The organism is Flavobacterium galactosi (assembly GCF_048158585.1).
Taxonomy (GTDB): domain Bacteria; phylum Bacteroidota; class Bacteroidia; order Flavobacteriales; family Flavobacteriaceae; genus Flavobacterium; species Flavobacterium galactosi.
The window spans coordinates 336,092-348,493 of the sequence record NZ_JBLNKV010000004.1; the positions used below are offsets into that span (position 1 = coordinate 336,092).

The window sequence follows — 12,402 nt, forward strand, 5'->3', positions numbered from 1 at the left end:
TCTTTTTTGCTCTTTCCTTTTTGCTCTTTTATTTAACACGTTAATTAAACGTGTTAACTTTTTTCTGTTTTTTTAACATGAGATTTTTAACATGTTAAGTTTTTTCATTTTTTTGAACATGACATTTACCACGTGTTAAAAAAAGCAAACTATTTGAACTTGAAGCGTTGCGGTGCATTGTGCAAAAAGTCGTATAAGGCTGTATTGATATAAAAATTTTCTTTCCCTATCTTGTGTAATGTAATTAGCTTTAATTCTATAAGTTGGTCTAAATACTTTGAAGCGGTTTGTCTTGTAATATCCAAATCTTGCACTAGAAAATCAATCTTTGTGTAGGGGTGTTTGAACAGATTATTAATTAAATCTTGTGAATATATTTTTGGCAACTCGGTACGGATTTTTTGTTTGTAATCCATCATTAGTTTTTTGATACCTCTAATGATACCCGTTGTTTGAATGGAAGTTTGCTCAACTGCTTCAAGCATAAATAATATCCATGGTTCCCAATTTTGAGTTATTCTTGTTTCTTGTAATAAGTGGTAATAGTTGCCTTTGTTTTGATTGATGTATCTACTCAAATAGAGAATAGGTAAATGCAACAAATCTTCCTTTACCAGATATAAAATATTGATTATTCTACCTGTTCTACCATTACCATCGTAGAATGGATGAATGCTTTCAAACTGGTGATGAATAATAGCCATTTTCACCAATGGGTCAATATCTGTCAAAGTATCATCGTTGATAAAGTTTTCTAAATTACTCATCAATGTAACAATCTCGTCATGGCTTTGTGGTGGAGTATAAACGGTTTCTCCTGTTTCTCCATTTTTGAGTGCTGTACCTGGTAATTTTCTAAAACCTGATTTAGTTTCTTCCAGTATGCTTTGTATTTCTATAATTTGATTACAGGTAATGAGTTGCTTGTTACGAACAATGGCAAAACCTTCTTTTAATGCTGTAGCATAATTATATACTTCTTTGGCAGCAGTACTGGCAAATTGTTTCGCTATACTGTCACTACTAAACAATTCATCATGTGTTGTGATAATGTTTTCTATAGCCGAACTGTCTTTTGCTTCTTGTAAGGATAAGGTATTAAGTATAATAACCTCGTTAGGGATTGTTTCTGCAACTCCATTCAACTCGGCAAGGGCTTTGTGTGCCAATGCCAATTTTTTAAGCACCACTTTGCTTTCTACTTCGTGCTGTAAAGGCAATGTTGGGAGGGGATATTGGCTCATTTTTTTTAAATTTTTATATTAACCAGTTGTTTAGTTAATTCATTTATTAGCACTCTGGCAATAAATTTTTAAAGGGTATTATTTTGCATTAGTTTATTCAATCTAGTTTGTTTTCGGATAATTTCTAAAAACACTTTATTTCTTGCTTCTGCATCTTTTATCAAAGTCGAAGCACTTATAACAAATATTGAAATTCCAGTTTCTTTATAAAATCTGTGAAAAATCGGGTTTTCAGTTGAAAATAAAGGTGTATAATCATCTTCACGAAGTCTTGCTTCTAGTTTAGCATCAATTTCAGTTATTAAAAATGCAGAAACTTCATCGATTTTATCTTTTGCTTTGAATGCTTTAACGTAATCTAATAATTGCTGAATACCTGCAAATTTTTTGCGGTCAGGTTTGGAACCAAAATCAAATGGTTTAATTTCGATTAGTACCGATTTTAATCTTTCGGGATTGTTTGGGTTATGTGAAAAGAAAAGTGATAAATCTGGTTTGTCGTCTAGTATTTCTGTATCGCCATTCACTTCATCGATTCCTTTCAAAACTTCACGAATACGCTTATCACTTGCTACATAACTATAGGTAGTATAACGGTCATCTAAAAGCCAAAGATTATTTTTACCAACACTGTAGTAATCATCAGTAGTTCGCATTTCCATAAACAAATTATGAATAATTTTTTCAACACGCTCGCTTTTATCAACTAATGTTTTTAGTCTTTCAATGACTTGAACTCTGTCATTTATATAAGATACTAATTCATTTTGTGCGAGTTGGATTGCTTCATTTAATTCCTCGTCTGAATAGTCTTCTTTACCCGCATTTACCAGTACCTTTTCTTTTGCAACATCAAATCCTTTTTTAGCTTTTTCAATAATATGTTTTTTATCTAAAAAACCAGCCATTTCAATATCTTCCTCATCAATATAATTCATCAAATAAGGTCTTTCCTCTTGAATTTCTTGCAATTTTTCTATATTTCTTTTTTTGGTTTCAGGGATACCAGCTTTTACTAATTCGCTAATTTCCTTTTTGAGATGTGAGTTTATCATTTCCCAAGATAGTGTAGAAAAAACATCTGTTTTGACTGGATAAATATCAAAATCATTACGTTCATTATTGGCGTGTATATTAAGATAATCGGATTCTAACAGCATAAAACCTGAATAACCATAAGGCATTGCTATTTTTAAATCTTTATCGCTAAACTCACATACAGTTCTGTTATTGGCACAATAATAAGCATTTAGAGAACCTACATTGTTATCAATTTTGTGATGTAGGTTGAATTTAAAAACATTACCATCCTTATTTTTGACTTCAAAAAAATTGTCTTGAAAATCTGGAATATCACTTGAACTTATTTTGTTCAAGGTAGTGTCGTATTCGTTATGAATTTCAATTGTTATAATAGTTCCTTTTTGTTTATAAAAAAACAAAGTTGGAATAAGATTCATTAAAACCTTTTCTCTTATTGTAGTAATGTCTAACTCAATTCTACGGTCATTTTTCTTGGCATCATCGTAGTATTTGGCTGTCAAACCCGACAAAGTAAGTTCCGTTTCATTGCTTTCAACTGCAACGGATTCTTTTATTAAATTTTCTGTATCAAATTTAAAATCAAACTTAAATTTTCTCTCTTCTTGTTCTTCTTTTAATCTACTCTTGTAATTGACATTTTTGAAAATCTTTAGAAAAACAAATCTGCCAACTCCTTTGCAACCTAATTCTTTTTTGTGTTCTGTTCTGTATGTAGAAAATGAAGAAAAGTTTTTATCGGTTAAGCCATCTCCATTATCAACAATTTTTATAGTATCTATTTTTATTGCACCAAATTCTTTATCGCCTTCTTTAAGTTGATTATCAGTAGTGTTTAGATAGCATTTGATCTCAGTAGCATTGGCGTGAATAGCATTAGTAATTGCTTCAAAAAGTACATCATATTGAGTAACTCTTGGGCTAATATCTTCATTTACAATTCTACTTATTTCTGCTAACATTTGACTCATAATGCAAGTATTTTATCTTTAATATTGGCTTTTTCTATAACTTCATTAAAACTCCAAATAGAGTTTTCAATAAATAAATTTTCAACAAACATTTCATTTGTGATATTCAATAGAGTATCTCTTTTTAAGTTTCTAAGAATATCATCTATCCTGTCATCCTTTCTATTTTGATTTTTTTCAATTTCATTTTCAGACAGAATTCTACCACTAGCAGGAATACAAAAATCAACTCCTTGAAATTGCCAATGTAATATTTTACATTTTGGCAATTCTAATATTGAAGTTCCTAAAGCCCCTACATTTCTAAAATCAGATAATAATTCAAATTTAAAACTATAATCTATACTAGGATGCTTAAAAATTAAAGACATGCCTCTAGCCATGAAAATAGTTAACTGTGGTATTGGATACTCATCATAAATCTTTTCAACCAATTTAAATACTCTTTCGAGTTCAAGTTTATATACTGGTAAATTTAGATTATGATGTGCTGCTGGATTAAGAATTAATAATTTTGATTGTTTAAAATAATCCTTAATCTCTTCTGAAATATTTTTACCCAACATTTTGTATCTCTCGACAAACAATTTCCAATAATGTTCTAAATTATGAAATTGTCCGTCAATAGTTTTTGTGTATTCTTCGGGAAGTCTTTCTATTACTAATTTTTCTAATTCTTTTCTTAAATATAATGAACTAGTTGTATAATCTTTTGCTTTAAAATATTTTATTGCTTTATCATAATAATTTAAACCCGATTGAATTATTACTGGTTTTTCTATTTTAGTTTCACCAGAGTGAATTTCCATAATTTCCCAGTCTTTCTTTTCTTTTTTCTGTTCTATTTTAAAAACACAAAAATCATAGTAACTTTTCTCGTGTGTGAAAAAATAAATCTTAAATCGTTTTGCATAAATATTTAATATCGCATTGAGTACAATATCCCGATTACTCATATCCAAGCTAATCAATAAATCATCTAAAGCTAAAAACTGACCAGGATAAGTAGGTTTTATTGTTTCATGAAGTAAACTAAATCTTAGGGATAAAGCAATTTGAGTGATTTTTGCTTCATTCAAATATGATTGTGGTCTGTGAATCAATGAATAAGTACCGTCATTATTTTGTCTTCTAATGTTTAATACTAAATTAGGAACATTTAAACTGGCATGATTGGATGGGCTAACAGACTTTACACCATTTTTATCAATAATATTAAGAGAGCTATCTTCAAAACGTAATGGATTTTCATACTTTAGAAAAAAAGCAATGTTATCCTTAATCTTCAATTCATTTCGATAGACCTCATTCGCAATAGTGTTAATTCGACCAATCCAATATTCTAAATCTTCATTGAATTTTTCAATTTCTTTTTTAATTCTTTCTTGCTCTGCTTTATGATTTGGATGTTTGGATGTGCGACGTAATTTTTCATCATTAGTAACTAAATCTTTTTGAAGTTCTGAAAAATTCTCCCATAAAGTAATATCACCATTTCCTTTATTTATGCGAAGAAATGGTAAAAAATCACGAACAAAAACTTCCCAAAGGTCAATCTTTTCTGAATTTCTAAAATTATAAAAGTTTACTAATAATCTGTGTGTAATAAAATCGCTATGGCGGTTCAGCTCCTTAATTTTATTTGGGACACTTTCGTAATTTCCGTCCTTATCTATTTTTAATGAAGTGCTATCTTCTAAAAGTACTTCTATTTCAGCATTTTTACCTATATCAGTCGGATTTGTAATTTTACCCTCTGCATCAATTTCAAAATCAGGCCTTTGATTAAGGTAATTAAAATTTAAAAGTTGTTCATCGTGGGTTGGTGTAAAATACTTAGCAATTTCATCCGCTCTTTTGGTTTCCGATTGAAATAATGTGTATAAAGCCCAATAAATGGAGCTTTTACCACTACCATTTTCGCCATACATTAATAAATGCTTACCATTTAATTTTATCTCTTCTGGTTCAGCACCTGTATAAAAAGCTTTAAAATTGTGTATTCTAACTTTGTCTATATTACTCATACTAACTCTGTAATATAGGTTTTAAAATATCAGGACTTTTGGTTGTAAAATCAGTCATTTTTACTTGAACAATTCCTGTACTCATATCTTTGTATAACTCCCAAATCTTTTGCTTTTTAATCTCCTCTTCAATGTTTTCAAAATCTTGATTTAAACCACTTTCATCAATATACTTTTTGACATCATCTATAATATTAATGCCTTTTTCTTTCATATGGGTTTCAAAATACAACTCAAATACGCATCCATCAATTACTTCTTCAAAGAATTGAGCTATATGGTCATTTTTAACGATGTCGTTTATTGAAGAAGTTGATTTAGATTTGGTATATAAAATCAAGTCAATAATATATTCAAATAATTTCATTTCTGTAGAAAAAATAATTGGAATTTCTGATAGAGGTTTTTGGTATAATTCTAACATATCTCCTTTCCGTTTACCTTTATAAGATAACCAAAGAAAAAATAATTTTGAATTTAGCAGAGCTAAAATGTATTTCAAATTATATTTTTTATCTTTAGTTTTTATGTAATAAACATCTGCGCTAGAATACCAAGAAATATTATTATAACCGAATGTATTTGATTTTGATCTTTGTGGTGCAACAATCTTTTCTCCTTCAAATAGCCATTGCTCTCTTGTTCTATCTAATTTAAACCAATTTTCACTATCTTCTTTATTACCATATCTAATTTTCTGAATTAATTCCTTATAGTTTATAAGGTGATTATAAATATTTAAGTTATCATTGATTAAACTATCTAATGTTATATTTCCATCAATATAAAGTAGATATTGATTAGTGTTTTCATTAGTTAAATATTTATTAACATCACTATTTTTAAACAATGGCTTCACAATAGGATTTTCAATGGATATTCCTTTTTTATTCAATTCGTCTAAAGACAAAATAAAAACTCCTTCACCTTTATTTCCTTTATATTTAAATTTATTTATATGAGTATCAGAGATTTTATCAACACCAGTTCTCAAACCTTGTCTAACAAAGCAAATATCCCCAAGCAAATCATTTGTTTTTAATGCCATAAATATTGAGGATAATTCATCATTACCACCCGAAGAACCACCAATTCTAATATAATTTTCTTTGCCTTCAAATATTTCATCTTGACTTAATTCAAAATAATCTGTATTAGTATCTTTAAAAGACAATATTTTTTCAATCTCAATGCTATCTGCGAAACCTTTGTTTTTTGTAAATAAAGTTTTTGCTTTAGTATTTTTGTCAAATCCTTTTTTAAATATTGATATTAAGTTATGTTGCCCCATAGCGGAAGCAAATAATTTAATTTCATTAAAATTTAAAAGGCTTAAAATTGTTGTATCTTCTTTTAAATTAGTTCTTAATAAATTAGCATCTGTTGCAGTGATAAAATAATTAGTTGTAATAAATGTATTAATACAATTTGTCTTCCCAAGCTGTATAGCTTTATGCATAAAAAAATAAAATAATTCTGATCTGCCTTTAAAGTATTTTGATAAATCAGTGTTTTTTATTTGTTCAAATGTTTTACCATTACCTTTAACACCAACATAAGGTGGATTAGCAATTACAATATCAAAACCACCATTATTAAAAACATCGGCAAAAAACAAATGCCAAAGAAAATAAGGTCTTTCATCGGTGTTTTGAAAATCAATTAATTCATTTTCAATAATTTCTATTTCTGAATAACGTTTTTTTAGAATTTCATATTCCTTAAATTCCTTTCCTTTAGTATTTAATTTTTCTAAATCGCCTTCTTTTTTTATATTAAATTTTCGTTCAAAGACCTTTATTTTATTTTCAGTATCTTCTTTTTCTTTAAATATCTTTGCGTGTATTTTGCCTTCAATTACGTTGTTAATTTGTTTTTTTACTGCAATCTTATCCACTTTTTCTTTTGTTTTTTTCTCCCATTCTTCTGGAGAAAAATACTTGTCCATTAAAGTTTGGAATTGTTCCATACTAACGGCATCAAACAAAGTTACTTTGGTAGTAAATGCATCGCCAAAATTAAAAGTAGCTTGTTCGTCAATTATTTGCTCATCTGCTGAAGCAAGATTTGATAAATCAATTCCATCAAAACTTTCAATTAAACTATTTCCTTGCATAATTTTATAGTCTAAATTAGGCAAAGGTTTTGGTGTAGGTTCATCAACCACTAATGATAACCAAAAACGTAATCTTGCAATATCTACTGCACCAGGTTCAATATCTACTCCGTAAATTGAATTTTGAATAATATCTTGTTTTATCTTGGCTGGCGACCAAACATCATAACCCAATTCATAATGTATTACTGCTTTTAATGCAAATATTTCCTGTAACAACCCCATCGGAAATGCACCAGAACCAATGGCTGGGTCACAAATTTTAACAGTATCAATTAGTTTTTCAACTTTTTTTAAATCTTCTCTTGTAAAATCTTTTGTAATATGATTTTTAATTAAGTTTTCAATCGCTTCTCTAGAATGTGATAAATGCGTTTTGAGGTATTCTATCAAACTTTCTTGTGTCATATAATGCACAATCTCTTTGGGTGTATAGAACGCTCCTTTGTCTTTGTTGTCTTCTAGTAAGTTTTCAAAAATGTGCCCTAACATTTCTGGGTCAACTGCTACAGTGTGGTCTTCGGGACTGTTTTCGTAAATGGTAAAATTATAACCATTAAAAAACTTGAATAGTAATTCAAAAAGTGTTGGTGGAAATTGTATTTCTCTGTGTCTTTCCGGTTCTTGGTGTTCTTCGAACAATCCACCGTTTAAAAATGGTATCCAAACATTATTGCCATTAGGTAACTCAAAACCATCATTGGTTCTGTTAGCTGTATTGAGTGCATTAAAGAATAATTTACTCAACCATTTGTTGTAAAAATGGTCTTTGCTGTCATTGTTATAGTTGAAGAGATTGAAAAGAAAATTGGTATCGCCATCATCATAGTTTTTGTTACTTGCACCTAACCAATGTTTCTTTTGCAAGAAATAAAGAAATACCAAACGTCCTAATAATCGCTTTACAAAGTTGCGAATGTCTTTTTCTACATCATCACTTTTCTCCAATTCAAAAATAGCTCTGCTGTTTTTGTCATTGCTTAGTTGAAATACAAAATCTTGATAGAAGTTTTTATATTCTTTAAAGAAGTTATTTGAAACAGGTTCTACATTAAACGCTTCGAAGAAATCTTCTAATCTAAAACGTGATTGTTCTAAATTGTATAATCTTTCTAAAGCCGTTCTATGTTCTTCGGAAGTTCCAAAAATATACGTGTATTTTTTTGGGTTGGTTTCTACGCTTTCGGCTTCGGCAAAATAATCACTACCAAACTTGCTGATGAAAGAGAAACGCCATTCTGATTTTGCATCATTACTCGCAATGACTGGAGTTGGATAATGAAACGTAACAATAGCACCTTTTACAGCATCTTTTAGTATGTGTGTTTTTAGTAATTCATTAACGCCAACACGGTTATATTCTATTTTAATGCCGTTTTGCAAGGTAACATCAAAAATAGGTAATGTAATGCCATCAGTAGTTTTTAGTGTTCCTAATTGGACTACTTCAACTACTATTTCTTTTGCTTTAGCGGATTTAATTTCAACAAACTTTGGCTCTAATGAAATGGTTAAAAGGTTTTTACTTCCCGAAAGGAATTGTAACGTTTTAATCCATTTTTCTTGGCTGTAGCTGTTTTGTAGTATGTCTTTTAATTCTTCTCTCTTCATTAGGCAAAGGTTTCTGTAATGACAATTTTAGGTTCTTCAAATTGGTTGTTTTGCTCTTTTTCGTTTTCCCAACGCAAAGCATCCATTCGGGCAATTTGCTTGATTGGGTAATTATTCATTACAGCATTTAATTCTAATATTATTTTTGCCAAAGGCAATTTTTTCTTTTTTTGTCTAGCTGCTAATGTGGCTATTTCGTTTCTGAATTTTCTGAATACACCCATATAAATAATTTTCAAAGCTGTTTTTAATAACTCTTCAAAATCATCTGAAATCTCGTTAGGGAAGTTTCTTTTTAAATCAATAATACTGCTTAAAAACAATATCGAGTTTCGTTCTTGTACAGAAAGATTGGTAGTGTCATATTCCTCGGTAGTGAAAATAGTATTGTACACTTTTTTGAAATGTGTAGTTGCTAAATTGACCGCATCAAAATGATTAGCAATTAAATCCGTTCTTTTTTCTTTTGGTGTGGCTTCGTATAATTTGACTGCTTGAATAAATGTAATTTCTACGCAATTCGTTTCATTACAAACATAAAAACCTTCTTTGATGTTGTTTCTCAAATAACACAATACACCGTTTTCGATGGTTTGACCGATTACTTTTTGAGCCATATCGTTTTTAGTAGTTGCCAAACGACCAACACGGCTTTTCATTGGTAAATCACGCAAACGTTTGTATTCTTTATGATTGTCATTAAATAACTCTCTAACTATTTCGAGGTACATTAAACGTTCATCAACTTCTTCTTTAGGTTGAAGATTGCCTAACGTACTTTCGATTAATTCTTCTTGCTCTGAATAGATTTTGTTATCTTCTCCAAAAGCAGAATGAAAGCCTTGTAATTTCTTTAATGCTTTTTCGTTCAATTGGATTAAATCATTGGATTGTGCCGTTGGATAAAAGTTATACACTAAAATTTCTTTTGCCTTTGTACCAATACGATTGACACGACCGATACGCTGCATTAATCGAGTTGCATTCCAAGGAATATCATAATTTAAAATAACATTGCTTCTGTGTAAGTTGATACCTTCCGCCAATACTTCAGTTGTAATGATAATGTTATAATCGTTTTCGTGTTTCTCTGGGTAATTGGCATCAAAGTTTTTACGAATGGTATTGAACTTTTGTTTGTGGTTTGCTGCACTAATAGCCAATACATCATTTCTACCAACGCTTTCTAATTCTTTGGCTAAATAGTTTACGGTTTCTTTACTTTCTGAAAAGATTACAATTTTCTTTTCTAAATTCTTTTCACCTAATAACGTTTCATTCAGTGTAGCAATAAATTTAGTTGTCTTTGGATCATAATCTACTAAATGCCATTGCGAGAGTAAATCATCTAATATTTCTTGGTCTCTTTTTAATCCTTCTAACAATTGCGGGTCAAAATCGGAAGCGTTGTAGGTATCATTATTTGGAGAACTTTCGTTAAGTTTTTCAATAATCGCTTCAATATTGTCTTCCTTGCCATCTTCATAGAGTTTATTAATATCTAAATCAGGAGCAATGAAAATCTTGTCTTTTTCAAACATATTTATCATTCGCTGATTAGAAACGCAAAATCTGTTTAGTGAACTCTTAAAAGCAAAGAAGCTACTTTCCAAACGTTTTACCATTTGGGTTTTCATAATGATTGATAATTGTCGAGAAATTAATTGTGCATTATCGTATAAATCGGCATACTCTTCATTTATAAACTCTACTGCTCTATATCGATAATAACCAACTTCATCAACCAATTTACTTATGGTTTCAAAGAATAATACTTCTAATTTATCATCAAAAGCATATTCTATTTTTTGAGGGTTTTTTACTTCGGGGAATGACATTCCTTGAGCTGTGACATCATCGTTATAGCGTTTAATGTTTTTAATATCTGCCCTTGTTCTACGAATAACTAATTCTGTAAATACTTTGTCACGAATTGGCAAATAGATTTCTTTTACTTTTCTAATAAGCTCGTCGTGGTCTTTAATTTTATAGAGTTTTTTATATTCTTCTGCCTTGTGTGAAAAGAACGACTGTAAGTTTGGAACTCCTTCAATAGTTGATTTTCTAGCATCTTGAAATAAATAAATCTGATTGGCAATATCATCTGGTTTATTATTCAATGGCGTTGCCGAAATAAGAATTACTTTTTTCTTTCTGTTGATGTCGTTACCAACTGTTATTCTTGGAGTTTTGCAAATTAATTCTAAAAGTCCGTACATATTTGAACCTGATGTTCTGAACTTATGAGCTTCGTCCACTACAATCAAATCAAAGTCTTCGGGATTATGGTAATTTAAATTATCCCCATCAATAATCTTGTGCAAACTACCATTTGAAATAAATTGAATGTAATTAGTTAATCCGAAATCTTTAACGGTTGTTTTCCAGTTGACCTCTAAAGCATTTGGATATACTACTAAAACTTTTGTGTTATATCCGTTTTTTTCAATGTATTTTTTGATTATTCGCGTAGCAATAATAGTTTTACCCAAACCTACCACATCAGCCAAAATAAAGCCGTTATGCTTCATCAATTTATAATATCCATCTACAACTGCATCTGCTTGATATTGTAAATTAGTATAACCCTCTGGCAAATCTTTACCTGAAATTTTATCTCTAATGATAGCATCTCCAAAATACTCAATCAGCATTTTGATATACACCTCGTAAGGCGTAATATCTTCATTTAGATAGGTTTTCTTTTTTAATCCTTTTATGTCAATAGGAAGCAGTTCTGTGGCTTCGCTCCAAAGTTCTTCAAACTCTTTGGTTGCAAAAACAACATCTTCATAATCTTTTAAAAGTACATTGAATTCATAATTAGAAGTAGTATTTGTTCCTAGTCCTGCTTCCGTCAAATTTGATGAGCCAGTAATAACACTACCGTTTGTATGCTCGTTGAATGGATTAGGTCGAAAAATATAAATTTTAGCGTGCAACGCTCTTTTACCGTGTGCTTTTATAATTACCTTTTTAGAAACAATATCTTCTATAAATTGTAAAATTCCGTCTTCGGTCTCTTTTTTATATGAGGCTTTGGCAATATCATCTGCAACGAACTTTAAATACTCTTCTTTTGTTTTATCTGTGTTTTCAAGATACAATTGCCCTTTTCTTTGCGCTTCAGCTGATAAATCATCTACATTTATACCAACTAATATTCTAATTTCGGGGACATTTTCAAGAAATGGTCTTAAATTAAAGTAACCAGAAGCTCGGAAATACCCAATTAGTGCATCAAAATGGTGTACGTTTTGGTTAGCGAATACTCCTTCAAACTTATTAATTAAGCTGTTAGTGTCTTTATTGGTGAAAAATTTAGTTGACATTTTATAAATATGTTATTCTATTTTGCTTTATTCAATTATTTCTAACTCTCTTTTCCAAAC

Annotated in this window: 5 protein-coding genes; all 5 read right to left on the reverse strand. The window is 29.8% G+C overall.

From position 1 onward, the window contains the following. Window positions 1-149: 149 nt before the first annotated feature. The 5 genes from ACM55M_RS10595 to ACM55M_RS10615 all read right to left on the reverse strand — a co-directional run bounded on the left by ACM55M_RS10595 (window position 150) and on the right by ACM55M_RS10615 (window position 12,342). A complete protein-coding gene (locus ACM55M_RS10595; RefSeq protein WP_416857595.1) occupies window positions 150-1,244 on the reverse strand; it encodes a Fic family protein in 1,095 nt (364 codons plus the stop codon). A gap of 68 nt (window positions 1,245-1,312) precedes the next feature. Then, window positions 1,313-3,256: an ATP-binding protein gene (locus ACM55M_RS10600; RefSeq protein ID WP_416857596.1), complete on the reverse strand. Its 1,944-nt coding sequence runs from the start codon at window positions 3,254-3,256 to the stop codon at window positions 1,313-1,315. Next, the gene (locus ACM55M_RS10605; RefSeq protein ID WP_416857597.1) at window positions 3,253-5,283 is read right to left on the reverse strand and encodes an AAA family ATPase; all 2,031 of its coding nucleotides are present in this window, start codon (window positions 5,281-5,283) and stop codon (window positions 3,253-3,255) included. The genes ACM55M_RS10600 and ACM55M_RS10605 overlap by 4 nt, the downstream gene beginning before the upstream one ends. A gap of 1 nt (window position 5,284) precedes the next feature. Beyond that, a complete protein-coding gene (locus tag ACM55M_RS10610) occupies window positions 5,285-9,010 on the reverse strand; it encodes an Eco57I restriction-modification methylase domain-containing protein (protein ID WP_416857599.1) in 3,726 nt (1,241 codons plus the stop codon). Next, window positions 9,010-12,342, reverse strand: a complete 3,333-nt coding sequence (locus ACM55M_RS10615; protein WP_416857601.1) for a helicase-related protein — start codon at window positions 12,340-12,342, stop codon at window positions 9,010-9,012. Before ACM55M_RS10615 ends, ACM55M_RS10610 begins: the two co-directional genes overlap by 1 nt. Between the last annotated feature and the right edge of the window lie 60 nt (window positions 12,343-12,402).

Bases quoted from the DNA above. Each gene is read 5' to 3' on its own strand.
- ACM55M_RS10600 (WP_416857596.1), bottom strand. From the start codon at position 3,256: ATGAGTCAAATGTTAGCAGAAATAAGTAGAATTGTAAATGAAGATATT.
- ACM55M_RS10605 (WP_416857597.1), bottom strand. From the start codon at position 5,283: ATGAGTAATATAGACAAAGTTAGAATACACAATTTTAAAGCTTTTTAT.
- ACM55M_RS10615 (WP_416857601.1), bottom strand. From the start codon at position 12,342: ATGTCAACTAAATTTTTCACCAATAAAGACACTAACAGCTTAATTAAT.
- ACM55M_RS10610 (WP_416857599.1), bottom strand. From the start codon at position 9,010: ATGAAGAGAGAAGAATTAAAAGACATACTACAAAACAGCTACAGCCAA.
- ACM55M_RS10595 (WP_416857595.1), bottom strand. From the start codon at position 1,244: ATGAGCCAATATCCCCTCCCAACATTGCCTTTACAGCACGAAGTAGAA.